This is a genomic window from Terribacillus sp. 7520-G (assembly GCF_002271665.1).
Taxonomy (GTDB): domain Bacteria; phylum Bacillota; class Bacilli; order Bacillales; family Amphibacillaceae; genus Terribacillus.
Window position 1 is genome coordinate 67,815 of the sequence record NZ_NQFP01000015.1, and the last position, 21,318, is coordinate 89,132.

24 protein-coding genes are annotated in these 21,318 nt (G+C 48.0%); 2 read left to right on the forward strand and 22 right to left on the reverse strand.

What is annotated here, in order from left to right:
• Window positions 1-3 precede the first annotated feature (3 nt).
• The 15 genes from nth to CHH53_RS06160 all read right to left on the reverse strand — a co-directional run bounded on the left by nth (window position 4) and on the right by CHH53_RS06160 (window position 13,429).
• On the reverse strand, window positions 4-657 hold the full coding sequence (gene nth, locus CHH53_RS06090; RefSeq protein ID WP_095215233.1) for an endonuclease III: 654 nt from the start codon (window positions 655-657) through the stop codon (window positions 4-6).
• A 15-nt stretch (window positions 658-672) separates the two neighbouring features.
• A complete protein-coding gene (locus CHH53_RS06095) occupies window positions 673-1,377 on the reverse strand; it encodes a DnaD domain-containing protein (protein ID WP_095215234.1) in 705 nt (234 codons plus the stop codon).
• A gap of 69 nt (window positions 1,378-1,446) precedes the next feature.
• Window positions 1,447-2,739: an asparagine--tRNA ligase gene (gene asnS / locus CHH53_RS06100; RefSeq protein WP_095215235.1), complete on the reverse strand. Its 1,293-nt coding sequence runs from the start codon at window positions 2,737-2,739 to the stop codon at window positions 1,447-1,449.
• A gap of 39 nt (window positions 2,740-2,778) precedes the next feature.
• Window positions 2,779-3,309 carry a cell wall elongation regulator TseB-like domain-containing protein gene (locus tag CHH53_RS06105; RefSeq protein WP_095215236.1) on the reverse strand — a complete coding sequence of 177 codons (531 nt, stop codon included), beginning with the start codon at window positions 3,307-3,309 and terminating at the stop codon, window positions 2,779-2,781.
• On the reverse strand, window positions 3,275-3,448 hold the full coding sequence (locus CHH53_RS06110; RefSeq protein ID WP_095215237.1) for a YpmA family protein: 174 nt from the start codon (window positions 3,446-3,448) through the stop codon (window positions 3,275-3,277). Before CHH53_RS06110 ends, CHH53_RS06105 begins: the two co-directional genes overlap by 35 nt.
• 200 nt (window positions 3,449-3,648) lie before the next feature.
• Window positions 3,649-6,414 carry an ATP-dependent DNA helicase DinG gene (gene dinG / locus CHH53_RS06115; RefSeq protein ID WP_095215238.1) on the reverse strand — a complete coding sequence of 922 codons (2,766 nt, stop codon included), beginning with the start codon at window positions 6,412-6,414 and terminating at the stop codon, window positions 3,649-3,651.
• Between the two features lie 77 nt (window positions 6,415-6,491).
• Window positions 6,492-6,878: an aspartate 1-decarboxylase gene (panD, locus tag CHH53_RS06120; protein ID WP_095215239.1), complete on the reverse strand. Its 387-nt coding sequence runs from the start codon at window positions 6,876-6,878 to the stop codon at window positions 6,492-6,494.
• A gap of 16 nt (window positions 6,879-6,894) precedes the next feature.
• Window positions 6,895-7,764 carry a pantoate--beta-alanine ligase gene (gene panC / locus CHH53_RS06125; RefSeq protein WP_095215240.1) on the reverse strand — a complete coding sequence of 290 codons (870 nt, stop codon included), beginning with the start codon at window positions 7,762-7,764 and terminating at the stop codon, window positions 6,895-6,897.
• Window positions 7,761-8,597, reverse strand: a complete 837-nt coding sequence (panB, locus tag CHH53_RS06130; RefSeq protein ID WP_095215241.1) for a 3-methyl-2-oxobutanoate hydroxymethyltransferase — start codon at window positions 8,595-8,597, stop codon at window positions 7,761-7,763. Before panB ends, panC begins: the two co-directional genes overlap by 4 nt.
• 4 nt (window positions 8,598-8,601) lie before the next feature.
• Window positions 8,602-9,582 (reverse strand): biotin--[acetyl-CoA-carboxylase] ligase, encoded by a 981-nt coding sequence (locus tag CHH53_RS06135; RefSeq protein ID WP_095215242.1) that lies wholly within the window; start codon window positions 9,580-9,582, stop codon window positions 8,602-8,604.
• Entirely contained in the window at window positions 9,566-10,735 is a 1,170-nt protein-coding gene (locus tag CHH53_RS06140; RefSeq protein ID WP_095215243.1) for a CCA tRNA nucleotidyltransferase, read from the reverse strand. Before CHH53_RS06140 ends, CHH53_RS06135 begins: the two co-directional genes overlap by 17 nt.
• On the reverse strand, window positions 10,732-11,859 hold the full coding sequence (gene bshA, locus CHH53_RS06145) for an N-acetyl-alpha-D-glucosaminyl L-malate synthase BshA (RefSeq protein ID WP_095215244.1): 1,128 nt from the start codon (window positions 11,857-11,859) through the stop codon (window positions 10,732-10,734). The genes CHH53_RS06140 and bshA overlap by 4 nt, the downstream gene beginning before the upstream one ends.
• Window positions 11,856-12,269: a methylglyoxal synthase gene (gene mgsA / locus CHH53_RS06150; protein ID WP_095215245.1), complete on the reverse strand. Its 414-nt coding sequence runs from the start codon at window positions 12,267-12,269 to the stop codon at window positions 11,856-11,858. The genes bshA and mgsA overlap by 4 nt, the downstream gene beginning before the upstream one ends.
• A 10-nt stretch (window positions 12,270-12,279) precedes the next feature.
• Window positions 12,280-13,086, reverse strand: a complete 807-nt coding sequence (gene dapB / locus CHH53_RS06155) for a 4-hydroxy-tetrahydrodipicolinate reductase (RefSeq protein ID WP_095215246.1) — start codon at window positions 13,084-13,086, stop codon at window positions 12,280-12,282.
• Window positions 13,079-13,429, reverse strand: coding sequence for a nucleotide pyrophosphohydrolase (locus tag CHH53_RS06160; protein WP_095215247.1), 351 nt, complete (start codon window positions 13,427-13,429; stop codon window positions 13,079-13,081). The genes dapB and CHH53_RS06160 overlap by 8 nt, the downstream gene beginning before the upstream one ends.
• A 144-nt stretch (window positions 13,430-13,573) precedes the next feature.
• On the opposite strand from CHH53_RS06160, the gene CHH53_RS06165 reads away from it, so the two are divergent.
• Together CHH53_RS06165 and CHH53_RS06170 are read left to right on the forward strand one after the other, a co-directional pair.
• Complete coding sequence (locus tag CHH53_RS06165) at window positions 13,574-14,446, forward strand: YitT family protein (protein ID WP_095215248.1); 873 nt, start codon at window positions 13,574-13,576, stop codon at window positions 14,444-14,446.
• A gap of 66 nt (window positions 14,447-14,512) precedes the next feature.
• Entirely contained in the window at window positions 14,513-15,037 is a 525-nt protein-coding gene (locus CHH53_RS06170) for a type 1 glutamine amidotransferase domain-containing protein (protein WP_095215249.1), read from the forward strand.
• Between the two features lie 28 nt (window positions 15,038-15,065).
• On the opposite strand, the gene CHH53_RS06175 is transcribed toward CHH53_RS06170, so the two are convergent.
• The 7 genes from CHH53_RS06175 to CHH53_RS06205 all read right to left on the reverse strand — a co-directional run bounded on the left by CHH53_RS06175 (window position 15,066) and on the right by CHH53_RS06205 (window position 21,317).
• Window positions 15,066-15,752, reverse strand: a complete 687-nt coding sequence (locus CHH53_RS06175) for a zinc metallopeptidase (RefSeq protein ID WP_095215250.1) — start codon at window positions 15,750-15,752, stop codon at window positions 15,066-15,068.
• A gap of 66 nt (window positions 15,753-15,818) precedes the next feature.
• A complete protein-coding gene (locus CHH53_RS06180) occupies window positions 15,819-16,139 on the reverse strand; it encodes a sporulation protein YpjB (protein WP_095215251.1) in 321 nt (106 codons plus the stop codon).
• Between the two features lie 70 nt (window positions 16,140-16,209).
• The gene (gene lhaT, locus CHH53_RS06185; protein WP_095215252.1) at window positions 16,210-16,791 is read right to left on the reverse strand and encodes a lipoprotein heptaprenylglyceryl N-acetyltransferase LhaT; all 582 of its coding nucleotides are present in this window, start codon (window positions 16,789-16,791) and stop codon (window positions 16,210-16,212) included.
• A gap of 138 nt (window positions 16,792-16,929) precedes the next feature.
• The gene (locus CHH53_RS06190; protein ID WP_095215253.1) at window positions 16,930-17,499 is read right to left on the reverse strand and encodes a ReoY family proteolytic degradation factor; all 570 of its coding nucleotides are present in this window, start codon (window positions 17,497-17,499) and stop codon (window positions 16,930-16,932) included.
• 44 nt (window positions 17,500-17,543) lie between these two features.
• Window positions 17,544-18,797, reverse strand: coding sequence for a tetratricopeptide repeat protein (locus tag CHH53_RS06195; protein ID WP_095215254.1), 1,254 nt, complete (start codon window positions 18,795-18,797; stop codon window positions 17,544-17,546).
• Window positions 18,798-18,918: 121 nt separating this feature from the next.
• Window positions 18,919-20,208 (reverse strand): 3-phosphoshikimate 1-carboxyvinyltransferase, encoded by a 1,290-nt coding sequence (aroA, locus tag CHH53_RS06200; RefSeq protein ID WP_095215391.1) that lies wholly within the window; start codon window positions 20,206-20,208, stop codon window positions 18,919-18,921.
• A gap of 5 nt (window positions 20,209-20,213) precedes the next feature.
• On the reverse strand, window positions 20,214-21,317 hold the full coding sequence (locus CHH53_RS06205; protein WP_095215255.1) for a prephenate dehydrogenase: 1,104 nt from the start codon (window positions 21,315-21,317) through the stop codon (window positions 20,214-20,216).
• Window position 21,318 lies beyond the last annotated feature (1 nt).

The window sequence follows — 21,318 nt, forward strand, 5'->3', positions numbered from 1 at the left end:
TTTTTATTTTGCTTCTGCTTTGAGGCGCTTCTTCCCTTCCCGGCATATATCGTTTAATGGGCATGCCAGGCAGTTTGGGTTTCTTGCCTTGCAATGATATCGGCCGAAAAAGATCATCCGGTGGTGTGTATCGCTCCACTCATCACGCGGAACCTTTTTCATCAAGGTATTTTCTACTTCAGTGACATTATCTTTCCATCGGCAAAAACCAAGCCGCTTGGAGACTCTTTCGACATGGGTGTCCACTGCGATAGCTGGTTCATTGAATGCAACAGATGCCACGACATTGGCTGTCTTGCGCCCCACTCCAGCCAGCTTGACCAGTTCATCACGTGTGTCAGGAACGATGCCATCGTATTGATCGATCAATGTCTGACACAGCTTTTGGATATTCTTTGCTTTATTGCGGTAAAGACCGATGGAACGGATGTCATGCTGCAGCTCCTCGAGGGATACAGCCAAATAATCTTCCGGAGTCTTATATTTTTGGAATAAATCCTTCGTCACTTTATTGACAAGATTATCGGTACATTGCGCTGATAGCAGGACGGCGATGACAAGCTCAAATGGATTTTTGTGGACCAGCTCACAGGCTGCCTCCGGGAACATATCCCGCATGACGTCCAACGCCCGCCGTATCTGTGTTTTGTTCAGCATCGTCTGCTTTCCTCCTCAGTCCTCTTCCAGCCAGTTGTAATAAATACTCACATCACGGGCTGGTGCTTGCTGATCTGCTTGCACTGCAGCAGCAGGCCTCTGGTTCTCATGGAATGATTTACTGTGTTTACGAGCCTGATCCACTGTTCGTATGCCTTTGCGTTTCCATTCCCGCAGGATACGATCGATATAGCGGAAATTCAATTTGCTCATCAATACCGCTTCTCGTAATGCTGCTTTGATCAGTGACGGCGGCTGCATATCCTCATCCAGCCATAGGGTGATCGTTTCGATTTCAAAAGGTGATAAAGGCCGGCCGAATTCCTGCTCAAAGAGTATGAATATGGCTGCCTCTTCTTCTTTGTCTGTGTTCTTTTCAGGTTCTGGGTAGACGGTTTCGGCAAACACCAAGTGCCATAATCCATTCAGACTGTACGCTTGGCTGCGCACATCCTCTTCCTGGACATCTTCGATCTGAAGCATATTCCGCTGGACCAGCTTACGCAAAACAAGAGCTACTTCCCTTTCTGACAGTGTCACTCTTGCTGCCAATTCATCTGTAGTCGGAAACATCGTACCCTGCTGCTGGAAAAAGCAGATATGCAAAATGACCATCATTTCTGTCTCATTCAAGCCGAGCGCAGCATAACGTTCCATCAGCATACCGGGAAAGGAAAATGGATTTCCCAGCATTCTTTGGTAGTTTAAATCGTTATTCATCTGGGTTCTCCTTCCTTTAATAGGACAATCCCTCGTCATTCGACAAGGGATCGTCAGATAATCATTATATTATGGGTATAGACGGTTCAAAAGACGCGGGAATGGAATCGTTTCACGAACATGCTCCACGCCGGATAGCCATGCTACTGTCCGTTCAAGTCCCAGTCCGAAACCTGAATGCGGCACACTGCCGTATTTGCGCAATTCCAAGTACCAATTGTACGCATCGCCAGTCAGATTATGTTCCTCATAGCGTTTTTCCATTAACTCAAGGTCATCGATGCGCTGGGATCCGCCGATGATTTCTCCGTAGCCTTCCGGTGCAATCAAGTCGGCGCATAATACGACTTCTTCCCGATTTGGATCTGGCTTCATGTAGAATGCTTTGATCGCCGCTGGATAATGCGTGATGAACACTGGTTTATCAAAGCTTTCTGCAATTGCAGTTTCATGCGGAGCTCCGAAATCTTCTCCCCACTCGATATCATCGAATCCTTTTTCTTTCAGCAATTCGATTGCTTCATCATATGTGATGCGCGGGAATGGCGCCGTGACTTTAGCCAGTTTCTCCGTATCACGTCCAAGGATTTCAAGGTCCAGTTTGCAGTTCTTGAGCACAGAAGCGACAAGATGGCTGATGTAGTTCTCCTGGATTTCCAAGCTTTCCTCATGCTCGACGAATGCCATCTCCGGCTCGATCATCCAGAATTCGATCAAATGGCGTCTGGTTTTGGATTTTTCTGCCCGGAATGTAGGACCGAAGGAGAATACTTTGTTGAATGCCATTGCTGCAGCTTCCATGTAAAGCTGTCCGCTTTGGGAAAGGTATGCTTCTTCATCGAAGTATTTTGTATGGAACAATTCCGTTGTGCCTTCTGCAGAAGATCCCGTCAGGATCGGCGGGTCGATTTTTGTATAGCCATTTTCATGGAAGTATTCATAGGTCGCGCGGATGATTTCATTACGGATTTTCATCACCGCATGCTGTTTTTGGGAGCGGAGCCATAGATGACGGTTATCCATCAGGAATTCCGTACCATGTTCCTTTGGTGTAATCGGATAATCCGTGGAAGTGTGGATAACTTCCAAGTCTGCCACTTGAATCTCATATCCGAAGGAAGAACGGCTGTCCTCCACTACTTTACCTGTAACATAAAGGGATGTTTCCTGCGTCATGTTCTTTGCCGTCTGGAACACTTCCTCCGATACGTCATTCTTCACGACGACTCCTTGAACGAACCCGGTTCCGTCACGCAGCTGCAGGAATGCGATCTTCCCGCTTGATCGTTTATTGCGGAGCCATGCCCCGATTGTCACTTCTTCTCCTACATGTTCACTAAGCTTAGCGATCGTTGTCTTCAAAAAGAACCCTCCATTGTCTGTCCTACATATGTAGTTGTGTTATTGATATTGGTTTGATAAAGCAAAGTTTTCCAGCTGCTCTGTACCATCTAATGTGTAATAGCTGTAGCCGAGGCGATCCTGTCCATCCCGATAGGTCACTTCCCAAGCGGGCGAGCCATCATATAATCCCAGCCGGACATCGTCCATATCACAGTCCGCTCCGCACGCTGATTTCCAGCTGCTCTCGACTTGCTCTTCATCAGCTGAGTCGGTCGTATAAATGATTTTGTCCGCATCTTTCTCGCCCTTCCTGATAAAGGCGATGGCATCTGTTCCGTCAGACTGCTTGCCTCTCACGACATGATATACATGCTCGCCATTGAAGCGTGTCACTTCATCGACGTTCTCCAGCTCCGTATTCTCGAGCGCGAACTTCTCTGAAGCTTCGAAGCCGTCTGTACGAGCATGCTGAGCCGTGCTATACACGTATATCCCGCAGCCGAGGACGATCAGCAGAACAGCCAAAGCACTGAACAGTGTGATCTTGGCCCATTTAGGTACGGTAAATCGTGAATATCGCCGTATCATGATTTTCCTCATCCAATGCTAATCCGAACATCAAGTCCTTTTCCTTCAGTGTGCGGTTCAGGGAATCGACCAGCTTGTACAGGTCGCTGCTGTATTGCACACGAACGGTGGACAATGTTTCCATCTTGTTATTTTCCATCCTTGTTACCTCCGAGCAATCCATTTACATGATTTGTTACTCATAGAGATGGCTTTCTGCAGCAAACTAATGTATGTTGAGAAGCAATCCAATTCTTATTATACCAGTAGTCCTGGTGTAATTCTAAGACGAGTTCCAAGTTTTTTCAACAAAATTCTTCCTTCTCCCCAGCAGTTGTGCGTCCTAGTGACGCACTTTTTTTATAACCAATCCTCCGCCAGCTCCAAAAGCTCGGATGTGCTCTTATAATGTGTAGGCACTGCCGGGATGGAATCCGTGAAGTAGCTTCCATATCTTGTCTTCATCATCCTGTCATCACATACGAAAACGATGCCCCTGTCGCTTGAAGAACGGATCAGCCGGCCGAATCCCTGCTTGAAGCGGATGACGGCATTCGGCAAGGCAAGCTCCATGAAGGCATTCTTTCCCTCAGCCTTCAATTTGGCAGCTTTCGCTTCATATATCGGATGATCCGGCGGCTGGAATGGCAGGCGCGCAATGACAAGACAGCTCAAATCATCCCCCGGTATGTCCACGCCTTCCCAGAATGAACTCGTTCCAAAGAGGATGGCCTTTTTATTGCTTTGGAAATTTTTCTTCAACCTGTCACGGCTGCCGCTCGTAATGCCTTGGGCTATGAGGGAATAATCCTGATCCTCGGTCAGCTCCTTCAAGAGTCCATAAGCTTTTTTCAGCATATCATAAGAAGTGAATAACACCAGCATCCGGCCTTCCGTGATGGAAGCCAGGCTGAGGATCGCTTCGCAAACCGCATAGATGAAAGGATAATTATCCTTGCCCCTTACATCTGGAAAGTCATTCGGGACCAGCAGCTGCACTTGGTCTTTATAGGAATAAGGAGAATCGAACCGCCTGGTGACAGTCAAATCGTCCAATCCCAGCTGCTCCTGAATGAAAGCAAATGACTGCTTCATCGTCAAGGTCGCACTCGTCAGCACGATACTTTTCTTTTCGGCAAAAAAATGCTCCAGCAATAAATCGGCGATATCCAACGGTTCACTGTAAAGGTACACTGCATTGCGCGCCCCATACATATCGACCTCGATCCACTTCACTTCCTCGTCACCATACACCAGGAACATCCGCTCAATGTCATCGATGATGGTCTGCAGCTGATCGACTGTATTGCGCAAGGAATCCGAAATCTTTTTGTCCCCTTGCTTATCTGCCGTCTTTGTCAGCTGCAGAAGATGATGGATGCAGTCCCGTACGCTGAATGATAATCTGCTGCTCATTTCCGCGATGACTTGCATCTGTTTTGTATCCCGGACTTCTTCAAGCCGCAGCTGGAGCCGTCCGATATCATTGGTGCCCAGCTTCTTTTTGTGCTGGGATAAAACGAAATCATGGATATATCGGAACATATCGTCCGCTTCCACTTTGGTTTGATCCCATAAGCTTGACCAAATCAGCATCTCTGCCTGTGTATTGGGAAGCACATCCGTCGCCTTCTCATACACTGTATTTGCATGGGAAAGCATATGGTGAATCGACACATAATCCAATGCCAAGCCGAAATGCTTTGCTGCCGTTGCTTCAAAATGATGCGCTTCATCGATGATGACACGCTGATACGAAGGCAGCAGCTGATATTCTTCCTGCATATCACTGCAAAGCAAAGCATGATTGGTCACGATCACGTCCGCCTGCCATGCTGCCTTCTTCGCCCTTTGATAAAAAGAGCGTGAAAACCAAGGCGAAAATGGATCTTGTGTGTCTTCTGCATCGGCAGACATATGCAGGAAAAATCGCTTGCCGCTGGAAGGCAGGTTCACTTCATCAATATCCCCGGTTTCGGTCATTGTCAGCCAGACAAGCAAAATCGCCTTGGTAAGCGCAATATCATAATTGTCATTTGCTGTTTGCTGCAGTTCGGATTCAAATCGGCTCAAGCTTAAATAATGCTGCTTCCCTTTCAGCAAGGCGGCCTTGAACGAAAACGGCAAAATACCTTGCAGAAGCGGGATCTCCTTATCCATCAGCTGTGCCTGCAATTGAGTCAGATGGGTGCTGATGATCACCCTGCTGCTCTCCTTGACCGCTGTATAAACAGCAGGCAAAAGATATGCGAGTGATTTACCAGTCCCTGTTTCAGCTTCCAAAAGTGCGTGCTTCCCCGATTGAAAGACATCGAATATCTGCTCACTCATCTCTACCTGGCTTTTCCTCGGTTCATAGCCGGTCATTCCTTCTGCAAGCCAGCCGTCTTTTTGATACAGCTGATCGGCTATCTCCCCGAAGGACTGTGTGACAGCCGAAGCCTCAGCCTGCTCCTGGGGAACTTTTCGAATGGCCAGTCCGCGGAAAACCTCCAGCTCGTCATCCTCTGTATCCTCGAAGGCCAGCTCTTCCAGACGATCCTCAAGCAAGCTTCGCAAATCACTTTTCAAGGCTCTTTCAAGTGTCAGGAGGTGGGAAACCGTCTCATATGGCAATCTTCCCAGCTCTTTCAGCAAAGAAAGCAAAAGTTCTGCCGTTACAAGCGTATCGGACAGCGCCCTATGCGGCCGATCATGCTCGAAGGATAGATGCTCACTGAGCACACTCAGCTTATAGCTTGGAGCTGTCGGCAGCAGGATGCGTGCCAGCTCCACCGTATCGAGGACAGGGCGGTTTATCGGCGTAAATCCTGCCATTTCCAATGCACTATTCAAAAACCGAAGATCGAAGTTTGCATTATGCGCAACCACATAGCTGTCTTTGAAAAAGGCCGAAATCTCATCTGCTACATCCTCGAATTGCGGAGCGCCAGCTACATCTTCATCGGTGATACCTGTCAGCTGGGAAATGAAAGGTGGAATCGGCATACCGGGATCCAGCATCGTCTGAAATTGATCCGTGATCACACGTCCTTGGATGACGACAATCCCGACCTCTATGATTTTATCGCCATTCGACGGCGCATGTCCTGTTGTTTCTAGATCCACCACTACAAATTTATCCATACTCCACCCTCCATACTGCTTAGAAAAGAAAGACTCTTATCTGTGATAAGAGTCTTATCGTCCGATTCTCTCCGCCATTACAACATCACTGTAAGCGGCGGTTCCTCCTCGATGATTTCTTTCACTGTGTTATCTTCATTCATCAAGGCAATCTTCGGCTTGAAATCAGCCAGTTCCTCATCGGAAAGCATGGCATAAGAAACGATGATCACTACATCATGTCTTTGCACAAGACGTGCAGCAGCCCCATTAAGGCAGATGACACCGCTATGCCGCTCACCAGGAATCACATATGTTTCGAGACGGGCTCCATTATTATTGTTCACGATTTGGACTTTTTCATGAGGCAGTATGCCTACCTGTTCGAGTATGTGCGTGTCTATCGTTATACTGCCAACGTAATTAAGGTTCGCTTCCGTGACCCGGGCGCGATGTATTTTCGCTTTCATCATTGTGCGAAACATCTTTTTTCCTCCTATGTCAAAAACGGTCCATGACAGATCCGTCCGCTTCCAATACCAAATTGTCGATCAATCTCGCCTTATCGAAAAAGACAGCCGCTGCGATGATGATACGTGATTCAATCCTGCTCACTGGCTTCAGTGCCGGATAAGACAAAATTTCAACGTAGTCTATTCTACCATTTGTCTCGCTGTTTATAAATTCTTTTACTGCAGACACGATTTTATCAGCATCATCCTCCCCGTCTTCGATGCTTTGCTTCGCTTGCTGCAATGCACGGTAAATCGCTGGTGCTGCTTGCCGCTCCTGCTCCGATAAATAAACATTCCGGCTGCTTTTCGCTAATCCGTCGGCTTCCCGGACAGTCGGCACCGGCACGACTTCAAGCGGGAAATTAAGATCATGGACCAATGCTTGGACAACTGCGACTTGCTGTGCATCCTTCAGCCCGAAGTACGCTCGATCCGGCTGGATCAAGTGGAAAAGCTTCGCCAATACGGTGACAACACCATCGAAATGACCTGGTCTGGATTTACCGCACAGCACATCGACACGATCTGTGACTTGAAGCTTGATCGTGCTATTCCCTGGATACATGGCTGCAGCTTCGGGCATGAAGACGATATCGACGCCTTCCTGTTCGGCGATTAGCCGATCACGCTCGGCATCACGCGGATAGGTGTCAAAATCCTCCCCTTCGCCGAATTGGAGCGGATTGACGAATATACTCAATACAGTGATATCATTTTCTGCCTTGGAGCGTTTCATCAAGGCTTGATGGCCTTCATGCAAAAAGCCCATCGTCGCTACATACCCCACGGATTTCTGCTCTTTGGCAAGCTGCTTTCTCTCCTGCTGCAGCGCTTCTAATGTCGTAATGATCTTCATTGCCGTTCACCTGCTTTCGGCAATGCTGCTTCGTCCATTGTAAAACTCTGCTCGTCATTCGGGAAGATACCGTGTTTTACATTTTCGCGATAAGTGGTGAACACGTTCGTGACGGTTTCGTTCAAGTCAGCATAGCTCACGGCGAATTTCGGCAAACGGTCGACACCGAATCTGCTTAGATCATGGAAGACAAGCACTTGTCCATCCACCTCCACTCCTGCACCGATGCCGATGACTGGAATGGAAACCTCTTTCGTTATGAGTGCGGCCAATTGTTTCGGGACACATTCCAAAACAAGTGCGATGGCGCCGGCAGCCTCCACTTTTCGTGCATCTTCAAGCAGCTGTTTTGCCGTCTGCTCGCTTTTTCCCTGTACTTTATAGCCGCCCAGCATGTGAACGGATTGAGGTGTCAAACCAAGATGACCGACAACAGGAATCCCTCCTGTCGCCAGTGCTTTTATGCTGTCCAGGATGACCTGATCAGCTCCTTCGAGCTTTAGAGCCTGTGCCCCGGTTTCCTGGAAGATACGTTTTGCTTGCGGTACAGTCGCCTCCACTGATACGTGATAGGTCATAAACGGCATATCCACCACGACAAACGTATCATTTCCGCCTCTTGTGACGGCTTTTCCATGATGGATCATATCCTCGACGGTGACAGGGATGGTGCTATCATAGCCGAGGACGACCATTCCGAGTGAATCCCCGACTAAAAGCATGTCGATGCCAGCCTGCTGCGCCAGTTTTGCTGTTGGGTAATCATAAGCCGTGACCATGGTGATCTTCTCATTAGTTTCTTTCATTTTTTGAAAATCGAGTCTCGTTTTCATTGTACTACTCCTCTTTCCATTCCAATTCGGCAGAAAACAGTCTCTCTAGACTGCCATCGTCATTTTCCAACAAAAGCTCGCCGTCCTCCCCGATACCTTTGAAAACCGCTTCAAACACAGCGGACGGGGCAGTTGCTTTTACTCGATGTCCGAGACGCAGCGCATACTGCATCCATTCGTCCCGGATGACTTGAAAACCTCTTTTTGTATAGAGCGAATAGACTTCCTCAAACTCTTTCCAAATAAGATGAACCAGTTCCTGCCTGTTCCATTCCTTATCCGTTTCGATACGCAAGGAAGTTGCTTTATGCCGGATATCCGGTGCAATTTCCGTCGCGGTCTGGTTTATATTGATGCCGATACCGAGTACGATATGCTGAATATAATCCTGCTCTGCCTGCATTTCAGTCAAAATCCCGGCAAGCTTTTTACCACCCAGGTAAATGTCATTCGGCCATTTGATGGCCGCATCGATGCCATTCTTACGGAATGCACGCGCAATGGCCACTGCAGCAGCCAGCGTAAGCTGTGCAGCCTCTCGCGGTCCGAATTCCGGCCGGATGATCAAACTCATCCAAATGCCGGTACCTGCAGGAGAATGCCAGCTGCGCCCCTTCGTACCCTTACCGCCGGTCTGTTGGTCGGCTATCACAACCGTACCATGGACTGCACCTTGATCGGCCAATGATTTTGCCAGGATTTGAGTCGATTCAAGCTGTTCTTCAAATATGATCTTGCGACCGATCCATTTGGTATCAAGCTGCCAGTTAAGCGTATTTTTACTTAGCTTATCTGGTGATTGCCGTACCTGGTAGCCCTTGCGCGGGATGGCATCTATCGCATATCCATCCGCCTCCAATGCTTTCATATGCTTCCATACAGCAGCCCTGGATATGCCAAGCTGTTCGGATAAGTACTGACCGGAGACATACGAAGTCCTATGTTCCTGAAGGATTCTGATGAGCCGATTACGCGTTGTGTTCACGGATGATCCACTCCTTCAGCCGTTCTTTTTCATTTTCGATCCGATTCTCCACCACTGCTTTTTCACAAGCATGCAATAGATCACGGATCCAGCTTCCTTTTTTCCTATCAGGGAACCAGCTGATCAAATCCCCGCCGGATATAGCAAGCTCCGAGGTATGACGGATAGGCAGCTTTCTCCTGAGGAAAGAAAGTTCATCCTGCACATCTCTATCCTTGCAGATCTCCATTAAACGGCAAAAGCCGGCATCAAGATGCGCCGGCAGCTGGTAAACAGACCATGCATCGAAATCGCCCTGAATCATCTGTACGAGGTTTTGAGCATCTTGTTTGATGCTGTTGGAGAGCTTCCATTCTTTCACCCAATCCATGACGGACCTGCCGCTCAAAAAAGAACAAAGGGCTATCCATTCTGCCAGACTTCCCAGAGGCTTGATCCTTGACGCCACTTTGCCCATCAGGTCAGGATGATCATGGAAGATCGGCATTGCTTCCCATAAATTGGTTGATTCGAGGAGCTGTACCGCCGTTTTCACATGTTTACCGGCGCATAATTTATCCATCTCGATCGCCACACGCTCGATCGCTATGCGTGACAGCCACAAACGCTGCTCCTCCATTACTTTGCGGGCGTCGTCATCCAGCCTGTACCCCAGCTGGGAAACAAATCGCACCCCGCGCATCATCCGCAAAGGATCCTCCTGAAAACGGTCGAAGGCGTTGCCGACAGTGATCAGCTCTTTATTCCCGATAGCGCTCCTTCCATCAAATGGATCCACCAATTCTCCGTCTTTGTTCATCGCAATTGCATTGACCGTATAATCACGCCGTGCAAGATCCGCTGTGACATCCTCAACGAAGTTCACATTGTCGGGATGACGATGATCGGAATATGCACCCTCTGTCCGGAAAGTCGTGATTTCAAAACTCTCCTTCTCAAATCGAACGAGTACGGTTCCGTGTTCGATACCAATCGGGATGACTTTATCGAAGACTTGCATCACCTGGCTGGGTGTAGCCGATGTTGCAATATCCAAGTCCCCGACCTGTTTTCCGATGAGATGATCGCGCACCGCGCCTCCGACCAGATATGCTTCATAGCCATGGTTCTCAAGCTGCTCCATGACCCGGAATGCTTTTTCGAATATTTTCATTGTAAAACCTCTTCATAAATTGCTTCGTATTGCGCAACAATCTTATCCGAATGGAAGGCTTCGGCTGCATGCTGGATCGATGCTTCGGAAAACTGCTGCCAAAGCCTTTCATCCGTCAACAGATCCATCGCAAAGTCTCCCATTTGCTCCACATCCCCCAGCTGTGCCGTAAAGCCGTTCTTCCCATGCACGATCACCTCAGGTATACCCCCGACATCCGTTCCGATGCAAGGTACACCGCAAGCCATCGCTTCCAAAAGAACCAATCCGAAACTCTCCTTTTCAGAAGGGAGCAGCATGATATCTGCCATATTTAAAAGGGCAGCCACGTTATTACGTTTGCCCAGGAACAGAACCTGATCCTCCAGCCCGCGCTGCTGCACATCCCGCAGAATATCGGAGTACTCGGGGCCGTCCCCGATCAGCAGCAATTTTGCGGGCAGTTTTTCTTGTACATACGAAAAAACCTGTACAACATCCTGTACACGCTTGACTTTACGGAAATTGCTTATATGTACGAGTACTTTCTCGTCTTCTGTGATGCCGAACTGCTCCCTCACTTCGCCCACATCAGCCGGCCGGTACACTTCTTCATCCACAAAATTATAAACGACATCGATCGGACTTGCCACGTCAAGCATTTCCCTGGTCTGTTTCACAAGACTCTCCGAGACGGCAGTGACGACATCGCTTTCCTCGATCGCATGGATGATCATTTTGCGCAAGCCATTATCAATTCCGAGTACTGTGATATCCGTACCATGCAAGGTCGTCACGATTTTGACATCATGCTTGGCGATGGCTTTGGCCAAGATCGCGCAAATTGCGTGGGGAACGGCGTAATGGACATGCAAGACATCCAATTTTTCTTCATCGATTACCTCTGCCATCTTATTAGCCAATACAAGGTCATATGGCGGGTACTGGAAGACAGGGTAATGACTCATCTCCACTTCATGGAAAAATACATTTGGAAGCAGCATATCGAGCCGGAAAGGGACACTGGATGTAATGAAATGAATGTCGTGTCCCTTTTTGGCCAGCTTCTTGCCGAGCTCTGTCGCAATCACGCCTGAACCGCCAAGCGTCGGATAACATGTGATTCCGATTTTCAGCTTTTTCATAGTTCCGGCTCACGGTCCCGGATGATCTGGCGCCAATCGAAATCGCCCCGGTCCAATCCGCGGATGAATATTTCGGCTGCTGCCAGATTGGTGGCAAGCGGAATGCGATGCACATCACATAATCTCATAAGCGCACTTACATCAGGTTCATGCGGCTGTGCTGTCAGCGGATCCCGGAAGAAGATGATCAGATCCATTTGATTCGTTGCAATACGGGCACCGATCTGCTGATCCCCTCCAAGCGGGCCGGACTGGAACAATTCCACCGGTAAGCCTGTGGCTTCCTTGATGCGTGTGCCGGTTGTCCCTGTAGCATACAGGGTGTGTTTTTTCAGCATTTCCTTATATGCAATCGTGAATCGGACCATTTCAGGTTTTTTCTTGTCGTGGGCAATTAAAGCAATATGCATGTCTACCGCCTCATTCCAGTATATTTTCTAAACCGTATGCCAGTATGTCCATCTTCATGACACGCTCCACCGCAAGCTCTACACCAGACATAAACGACGCACGGTTGAAAGAATCATGCTTGACAGTGAATTGCTCCCCAGGTGCACCGAAAATGACTTCCTGGTGTGCAACAAGTCCTGGAAGACGTACACTATGGATCCGCATGCCATCGATATCCGCCCCCCGTGCCCCAGGGATCGTCTCTTTCTCATCCGGATGTCCTTGTTTGGCCGGTTTCCGTACTTCCTGAATGAGCTGTGCCGTTTTCACTGCGGTGCCGCTCGGTGCGTCAAGCTTCTGGTCATGATGCTTTTCGATGATTTCCACTGTCGGGAAGTATTTGGCTGCCTGCTTGGCAAATTGCATCATGAGCACTGCTCCGATTGCAAAGTTAGGTGCGATGATCGCTCCGATCCCCTTCTCTTCACTTAGCTGCTGCAGCTCTTGCACTTGTCCTTCGGTGAACCCGGAAGTACCGACTACGGGACGTACGCCATGTTCGATGGCAAGCTTCATATGTTTGTAGCCTGTCTCCGGTACAGTCAAGTCGATCAGCACATCCGCATCGACCTCACGCAGGCACGCCGCAGCATCCTCATAGATGACGGCATCGCTTGCTGTCAAACCGTCGATATCGGCAATGCGCTTGCCTCCATTTCTTCGGTCGATAGCTCCGACAAGCTCAAAATGAGCCGTCCGCTCTATAAGCTGCAATGCTTCCGAGCCCATCCGGCCTCTTGGTCCAGCCACGATGATCCTAATAGTATCTTTAGTCATTCTGTAAATCCTCCTGTGTCTTCTTCGTCCATCTGTCTTTGTCCCTTGTTTCGAACTTCGTCATCGATTTCTCGAATGCTTCAGACAGGTCGATATCAAGGGAGTTGGCAAAGCTGGTCAGTACAAAGATGATATCTCCGAGTTCATCCGTCACCGTATTGTCCGCTTCACTTGCTTTCTTTGGCTTTTCGCCATATGTATGATTCACTTCCCTGGCCAGCTCCCCCACTTCTTCGGTCATGCGGGCAAGCATGCTGAGCGGTGAGAAATAACCTTCTTTGAATTGGGAAATATAAGCGTCGACCCGCTCTTGTATTTCCTTGGTCGTATATACTGTACTCATGCGCTTTCTTCCTTTCACTGTATCATTACCATGTTAGCCTAAAAATAAGGCGTTTGACAAATGTTTTTACCTATGAGGCATATTTGTAGAGAAGGTCTTTGTTGTCTATAATATAGAAGGAATTGTCATTTTAGGAGGTAGACCATGTTAAGACTGCGTTTGAAGAACATCCTGTTCATCCTGTTGGGTGCAGCCATCTTTTCATTCGGCATTGTCCATTTCAATATTGCGAATAAACTCGGGGAAGGCGGATTCACCGGGATTACGCTCATTTTACTATTCGAATTTGACTGGGATCCGGCTATTACGAACCTGGTGCTGAACATCCCGCTGTTTTTGATCGGCTGGAAATTCCTCGGCCGGACGACATTTGCTTATACGATCATCGGGACAGTGGCTGTTTCCCTCTTCCTCCGCTTATTCCAAACGTATTCCCTCCATATTGATTTAGGGAATGATTTGCTGATTGCCTCGCTATTAGCCGGGGTATTCATCGGTGTCGGGCTCGGGATCATTTTCCGTTATGGCGGTACCACGGGCGGAGTCGACATCATTGCCCGGCTGGCCAATAAGTATGCCGGCTGGACGATGGGGCGGACGATGTTCATGTTCGATGCAATCGTCATCGTCACCTCCGTACTCACCTATCTTGATCTGATTCGGGGTATGTATACTCTGGTCGCTGTCTTTGTCGGCGCCAGAGTCATCGATTTCATCCAGGAAGGCGCCTACTCGGCAAGAGGTGCGACCATCATCTCCACGCAAAGCGCCGCCATCGCCAATCAAATTTTAAAACAGATGGACCGGGGTGTCACCGTCCTTGACGGCAGGGGCAGTTTCACCGGTGAAAAGAGGGATGTCCTCTATTGTGTCGTCGCCCGGAACGAAATCGTCAAACTCAAAGCAATCATCACCTCGGTCGACCCGCATGCTTTTGTGGCACTCAGTGAGGTGCACGATGTGATGGGCGAAGGTTTTACACTCGATGAAAATAAAAAGCCCTATCACACAGATTAGCTTTTTGCATGCATTCATGCGAATGTATTGATAAAGTGGAGAGGAATAAACGAAAGAGGTGTGATGATGGAGCTTACCGGTAAAAAGATACTTTCTTTTGTAAGTGATGATTTTGAAGATTTGGAGTTATGGTATCCCGTCCTGAGACTGCGCGAGGCTGGTGCGGAAGTCCGTTTGGCAGGGGAAGCTGCCAATATGGTGTACAAAGGGAAATATGGTGTTCCGGCCACGTCGGATGCAGCGTTCGAGGAAGTCATTCCGGATGAGTATGATGCATTGCTCGTACCAGGAGGCTGGTCGCCGGATAAACTGCGCCGTTTCCATAGTGTTTTGGAAATCACCCGTCATTTTCACAGCCACAAAAAACCGATCGGGCAAATATGCCATGCGGGCTGGGTGTTGATCTCTGCCGGTATACTGAAAGGTGTGAACGTGACGAGCACCCCCGGAATCAAAGATGACATGACGAATGCCGGCGCCATCTGGCATGATGAAGCAGTCGTCGTCGATGGCCATATCGTGAGCAGCCGCCGTCCGCCTGATTTGCCCGACTATCTCCGGGAACTGATCAAGGTCATACAGACCCAATAAAAAAAGGCATCCCGCGGGATGCCTATTCTTATTCTTCGCTATTGCCTACAAAGAACATGAGGATGAAGCGTACAAGCTCGGCAACTGCTACCAGAGCTGCTGCAACATAAGTCATCGCTGCCGCATTCAACACTTTCTTCGTAGAGCGTTCTTCATCATTCCGGATGATTCCGGTGGAAACCAGCTGAGCCATCGCGCGGTTCGATGCATTGAACTCGACCGGCAAGGTGACAAGCTGGAACAATACCGCGATACTGAATAGCGCGATACCCCATCCCACCAGACTCAGAGCTCCAAAGATCGCACCTGCAATGATAAGCAGGAAGGAAAGGTTATTCCCCCAAGCAGCTGCCGGAGCAAGCGCTGTACGGAATTTCAGGAAGCCGTACCCTTCTGCGTCCTGGATTGCGTGTCCTACTTCGTGGGCAGAGACAGCCGCTGCTGCCATGGAGTGGCCATGATAGTTATCAGTGGACAGACGGACAACTTTATGGCGAGGATCATAGTGGTCGGACAGCATACCACGTGTTTCCTCGATCTGCACATCATAAATGCCGTTATCATCAAGGATCTTTCTCGCAACCTGTGCACCAGTCATCAGAGAAGACGTTTCTACTTTCGAATATTTTTTGTACGTACTTTTAACCTTCGATTGAGCCCATAACGGGATAATCAGAAGAAGTGCTATATAGATAATATAAGCACCTAGTGACATATACATTCCTCCATAAAAATATTTGGAACTTATTAAGGTCAATTTTAGTCAAGAATTCAAAAAAAATCAACTATTGGGATCCTTGTTCACACTTTTGTCATTTTCGGCTCGATACTTCTTATAGCCGACATAAATAAGCGTCCCTACTATGCTTGCACTAATACCAAGTATTCCCCAGAAACGCCCCGTTCCATAACTGCTTTTATCAGGTACTGCAACGCTATACAAGTATGCAGGAAGTGTATGGAATTGTTGATCAAACGTTTGAAGCATTTTGTCGGAAGATGACGATAGCGCCTCTGTTTGCGGCTGCAGCATGATATCGGCAATGTTGGCAAGTACAAAAAAAGAGGCTGTCAGGACGATGACGAGAAGCAGCTTTTTCATAAGCATCCCCTCTTTTTTAGATGTTCCTACAGCCTATGCTGGAAAGCCCCTGGATATGTCGGTATCCGCCTCATTTATTTGGATTGCGTGATGATTTCCGCTGTGTGACGATATAACCGACGAAAATGGAAACGATGCTAAGCCAGAAGGTGAAATACCCAATCACATCACTGTAATCCGTCAAATTGCCATATATCGGCATCATACCGAAAACATAGTCAATGATATCATTATGCAGGACGACAATGGCAGCCAATGCCAGATGACGCAATTTCACGCGATAAAGCGGGGCATACAGAATACCCTGGACAGCCATGGCGAAATGGGAAGCTATGAGCATATATCCCTGCCAGGAAAGTGTTCCGGCGACTGCCAGCGTCAAAAGATTCATCACGACGGCCCATATGCCGTACTTGAACAAAGAGACGACTGCCAGAGCTTCGATATAACCGTTCTGTTTCCCGATTAACAATAAACCTAGGAATATCGTAAAAAAGAGGCTGGCCGTCGGACTATCCGGCACAAAGGGAAGGAAAATCGCCGGCGTGATTTTAAGCTGCCAGCCGTACCAGATATATCCATAAATCGTTCCAAAAAGATTGATGATGAATAATAACAAGATACTATAACGATGGAAAAGAAGACGATACATGATGTGCTTGTCCTTTCATTTCGATTATGTATTCCCCTGCCCTGCGATGGGCAGTCACTTTATTTTAGCAGAATATCTTTTGTCCCGGCACTTTAAACAAGAAAGAAAAAAATAGATGCGCCGTTACGGCGCATCTATTTAAATATGTTCAATTTTATCTTCCGCCTCTTCTTTCAATTGACGCATCGCCTTGCTTAATAAGCGAAATTTATCTTCATCCCTCTTATCAAGAGCCAAATCAATTGCTTCTTGCAGTTTTTTCTTCTTGTATTGATAATGCGATGCGTCGAGAAGTTTCGCTGCCAGCTGCCGGTCTTCTTTTGTGACATAATGATCCTCCGGCAGGAATGGATTATCCTCAAGCACTGCAACGTATTCCATGCTCTGATGGGAATTCTTGAAATTGAGTTGAATATAGACAGGATCTTTCTTGTTCATGCGGATATCATGGAATGATTTTTCCGCATCGGTCGTAACGATATTGTCCTTATAAAAACGAAACGGCACTTCATCTGAACAATGGGCGGATATGATGATTCCTCTGGGACTGAATCTTGCTTCGCGGATGAAATGTACATTATCAAGAAACGAATCATGATTGATCAAGTAGTTCAAGATCCAGACACTTTCCCTGCGCTTCAATTGGTAATTATCCAAAAACCAGCGAATGAACGTTTTCTTATCTTGCATGGTAACGGAAATATTCATATGTGCCCCCTCCCAGAAAGCGAAATGATTTCAATTCAATGCATTTATTGAGACAAGAGCCGGTTGATATTCTCTTCTACTTCGATATCCGATGGCTCCAGGCGAAGATACTCTTTAAGTATTTCGACAGCCTCTTGCATCCTCCCTTCTTCCAATAGGAAATATCCGTATTCTTTTAGAAAATCGCTATCATCTTTGAAGTTAGTATATGCTTCCCTGTATGCGTTTAATGCCTCATCGAAGTTTTCCGTTTCATTATAGGCACGTGCCAGCTCCCAGCGGTACGCTGCATCTTCTTCATCTGTCTCCAGGATATGTGTCAATAACTCGATGATTGCCTCATGATCTTCATCAAGCTTGAAATTCTCGATCAAATATAGAATTGCTTCTTTGTAGCCCGGATCGAGCGCGATTGCATGACGGATCAGGAAGTAGCTGCGGTCATTCCTTCCCAGCTGTCTGGCAAGACGGCCCGCAGTGAAATAAAGCTTTTGGTTATATTCATCCAGCGCCAAACCTTTTTCCGCCGTTTCAAAAGCTTTCTCGATCAAACCCTCTTCTTCATAGGCTTTGGCCAGATACTCATAGACAGACAGATAATCAGCTTCTTCTTTGAGAAGCTTTTCCCAAATGTTGATGGCAATGTCGTATCTGGATAGCTTGAACGCAGTGAAACCATAGCTGAATAGCTGCTCCACGTCCTCGACATCCGTTTCCTGGTAATAAGTCAATGCTTTTTCGAATTCACCCGTTGCTGCATAAGCTTCGGCTAAACGAAGGGCAATATCGATATCCCCCATTACGGTCTCTTTTTCATAAATTTTTTCGTAATACGTGATCGCCTTCAAATAAGAGCCGGTTGATAGCGACAGTTCACCCAATGCCAGATCGATGACTGATTCAGATGGATCGAAACGTTTGGCGGCAAGTAATTTCTGTTCTGCCACTTCGAATAATCCTTGAGCTTGATATAAATCAGCAAGCTGAATTTGAGCCGGTACAAAATAGTCCTCATCCTCGACAATCTGATCAAGCTTATCGATTGCTTCTTGGTCTTCATTCAAATCGATATGAAGCTCGGCCAGCATCATTTTAAGCTCCATTTCATCCGGGAACATCTGCTCCAGCTGAAGAAGGACGGCTTTTGCTTGTTCATGCAGGCCCCATTGCATATACAATTCGGCAATGGTAAATTTCTCTTCTTCATTGGCGCGCGGCAAATATGCCTCCAATGTATCCACCGCTTCCTTGGGCTGGTCGTTCTCCATATATGTTATCGCTTTTTGCAATTCTTCCATTTCTGACACTTCCTTCTATTTACGCGCTTCTTTAGCTTTTTAAGTCTTTCTTCAGTGTAACCTAAAGCCAGGGCTTTAGAACAGTAAAAAAGCCTGATTCCCTGCTGGGAACCAGACATATTCAATTTTGCAGCGCCCGCAGATCCGCAAAAAATGATGGATAAGAGATATTGATGCTGTCTGCATCAGTAAGGACAGTTTCTCCCCGGGCAATCAAACTGGCAATGGCAATCATCATTCCGATACGATGATCACCAAAGGAATCCGCTGATGCACCTTGCAGGGATTGGCTCCCCGGAATCCGCATGCCATCAGGCGTCGTTTCCACTGCCGCCCCAAAGCTTGACAGTGTAGCTGCAATGGCTTCAATTCGATCGGTTTCCTTGAACCGGAGTTCTTCGGCATCTTTGATAATCGTATCTCCATCGGCTTGGGTAGCGAGCAAGGCCAAGATAGGCAATTCATCGATAAGCCGCGGAATGATATCACCGCCGATCTCGATTCCTTTCAATGGACGATACCGGATCCTGATATCCCCGATCCGCTCACCAGCTTCGATCTTATGCTCCCTGATTTCCATATCGGCACCCATGTCTTGCAGTACATCCAGGATGCCGGTGCGTGTCTCGTTGAGTCCGGTATTGGTCAAGGTGATATCGCTGCCCGGTACCATGCTGGCGGCAGCAAGGAAAAACGCCGCCGAAGAAATATCCCCCGGCACATACACATCGGTGCCGATGAGCTGCTGTCCGCCTTGAACCGTGACACTCGTCCCGTTCACATCGATGTTTGCCCCGAAGCTTTTCAGCATCTGCTCGGTATGGTCCCTTGTTTTGACATCTTCTGAAATCCTGGTTTCACCCTCGGCTAAGAGACCAGCCAGCAGCAAAGCGGATTTTACCTGCGCGCTTTTGACAGGTGTATGATATGTAAGCTCCGACAGCTTCTGTCCGTCAACTGCCAACGGTAAATACTTGCCTTGTTCGCGCCCGTTGATTTTCGCACCCATTTGACGGAGCGGCAGGACGACACGGTCCATTGGCCGCTTCGTCAAGGACGCATCCCCATATGCTGTGATATGGAATGGCAAGGCAGCGAAAACCCCAAGCAGAAGACGTGCCGTTGTTCCTGAATTACCGAAGTAAATCGGCTGCAATGGTTCCTGGAAGCTGTCCTTCCCTTCACTCTCAATGATGACGGTATCGCCATCCTGCTCAATCGAAACGCCTAACGCCCGGAAGGCATCGATTGTCCGAAGGCAATCCTCACCGCTCAGGAAATGCCGGACAGTCGTTTTCCCCTTGGCTAAAGAACCAAAAATGATGCTCCGATGGGAAATGGATTTATCCCCGGGGACGGTAATGGAACCCGATAACCCTTTCCCTGTCGGCTGCAATCGAATATCTGTCACTGTTTTCACCTACAATCTTCTATCTTCACTTCATAACCGAATACTTCCAGTACACCCTTCGCCTTGAGCTGAATTTTCTGTTCGGCGAAACTGAGTCGAAGGACACCTGTCAGGCCTTCCCGAAGCTCGAGTATCTGAATATTGACGATACTCAATCCAGCGTCGGCAATAATGGTCAGTACCTTTTGCAGGGCGCCTGGCTGGTCGGTGATATCGACGTATAGATCATAGTAGCCTGGAATCGCACCTTTTTTCCGAGGTTCCAAACCATCCCGGTAATGCTTCGCTTCTTCCAGATAGGTATGTATTTCTTGTTTATGATCCTCCAGCAGAAGCTTCCGGAATTTTTGCATTTCCTCGATCCAATCATCAAGCAGGAGCGCCATCTTTTCTTTATTCTGAAAGAAGATATCCTGCCACATGCCTGGATTGCTGGAAGCGATGCGCGTGATGTCCCTGAATCCGCCTGCTGCCAATTTTGGCAGAAAGCTATGCTTCGTTTCCCATTTCTTAGCCTGCTGCACCAATGCCGATGCAATCAGATGCGGGAAATGGGAGACGACTCCTGTCATTTCATCGTGTTCCTCGGCAGTCAAAGTGATGAAGGTGCTTTTGGTACCATCCAAGAGATCCTTCAGCCGATCGAGATCGCTTTCTTCAGCGCGCTTCACCGGTGTCAGGACATAGATGGCGTTCTCGAAAAGATGTGCTTTGGACGCCTCGATCCCATGTTTGTGGGAACCAGCCATCGGATGACCACCGACGAAGACGATTTTATCCGAACGCAAGGAAGCCGCTTGGCGGAAAATCGGTCCTTTGACGGAAGATACATCCGTGACAAGCACTTCCTTTTCCAATTTCATATCATCAAGCTCTTGGAGGAGCTCGACTGACTTGGAAACGGGGGCAGCAAGCAAAATGATATCAGCCTTTTGGACAGCCGCTTGAAAAGAGGCCGATGCTTCATCGATAATCCCATGCTGAAGAGCATATTTCAATGTACTTTCCTTGTGATCCACCCCGATCAGATGCACCTCTTTATGCTGCCGGATATTACGGGCAAGCGAGCCGCCTATCAAGCCGAGTCCCGCGATAACAACTGTTTCCATA

Bases quoted from the DNA above. Each gene is read 5' to 3' on its own strand.
- nth (WP_095215233.1), bottom strand. From the start codon at position 657: ATGCTGAACAAAACACAGATACGGCGGGCGTTGGACGTCATGCGGGAT.
- CHH53_RS06095 (WP_095215234.1), bottom strand. From the start codon at position 1,377: ATGAATAACGATTTAAACTACCAAAGAATGCTGGGAAATCCATTTTCC.
- CHH53_RS06105 (WP_095215236.1), bottom strand. From the start codon at position 3,309: ATGATACGGCGATATTCACGATTTACCGTACCTAAATGGGCCAAGATC.
- CHH53_RS06110 (WP_095215237.1), bottom strand. From the start codon at position 3,448: ATGGAAAATAACAAGATGGAAACATTGTCCACCGTTCGTGTGCAATAC.
- dinG (WP_095215238.1), bottom strand. From the start codon at position 6,414: ATGGATAAATTTGTAGTGGTGGATCTAGAAACAACAGGACATGCGCCG.
- panD (WP_095215239.1), bottom strand. From the start codon at position 6,878: ATGTTTCGCACAATGATGAAAGCGAAAATACATCGCGCCCGGGTCACG.
- panC (WP_095215240.1), bottom strand. From the start codon at position 7,764: ATGAAGATCATTACGACATTAGAAGCGCTGCAGCAGGAGAGAAAGCAG.
- panB (WP_095215241.1), bottom strand. From the start codon at position 8,597: ATGAAAACGAGACTCGATTTTCAAAAAATGAAAGAAACTAATGAGAAG.
- CHH53_RS06140 (WP_095215243.1), bottom strand. From the start codon at position 10,735: ATGAAAATATTCGAAAAAGCATTCCGGGTCATGGAGCAGCTTGAGAAC.
- bshA (WP_095215244.1), bottom strand. From the start codon at position 11,859: ATGAAAAAGCTGAAAATCGGAATCACATGTTATCCGACGCTTGGCGGT.
- mgsA (WP_095215245.1), bottom strand. From the start codon at position 12,269: ATGCATATTGCTTTAATTGCCCACGACAAGAAAAAACCTGAAATGGTC.
- dapB (WP_095215246.1), bottom strand. From the start codon at position 13,086: ATGACTAAAGATACTATTAGGATCATCGTGGCTGGACCAAGAGGCCGG.
- CHH53_RS06160 (WP_095215247.1), bottom strand. From the start codon at position 13,429: ATGAGTACAGTATATACGACCAAGGAAATACAAGAGCGGGTCGACGCT.
- CHH53_RS06165 (WP_095215248.1), top strand. From the start codon at position 13,574: ATGTTAAGACTGCGTTTGAAGAACATCCTGTTCATCCTGTTGGGTGCA.
- CHH53_RS06170 (WP_095215249.1), top strand. From the start codon at position 14,513: ATGGAGCTTACCGGTAAAAAGATACTTTCTTTTGTAAGTGATGATTTT.
- CHH53_RS06175 (WP_095215250.1), bottom strand. From the start codon at position 15,752: ATGTCACTAGGTGCTTATATTATCTATATAGCACTTCTTCTGATTATC.
- CHH53_RS06180 (WP_095215251.1), bottom strand. From the start codon at position 16,139: ATGAAAAAGCTGCTTCTCGTCATCGTCCTGACAGCCTCTTTTTTTGTA.
- lhaT (WP_095215252.1), bottom strand. From the start codon at position 16,791: ATGTATCGTCTTCTTTTCCATCGTTATAGTATCTTGTTATTATTCATC.
- CHH53_RS06190 (WP_095215253.1), bottom strand. From the start codon at position 17,499: ATGAATATTTCCGTTACCATGCAAGATAAGAAAACGTTCATTCGCTGG.
- CHH53_RS06195 (WP_095215254.1), bottom strand. From the start codon at position 18,797: ATGGAAGAATTGCAAAAAGCGATAACATATATGGAGAACGACCAGCCC.
- CHH53_RS06205 (WP_095215255.1), bottom strand. From the start codon at position 21,317: ATGGAAACAGTTGTTATCGCGGGACTCGGCTTGATAGGCGGCTCGCTT.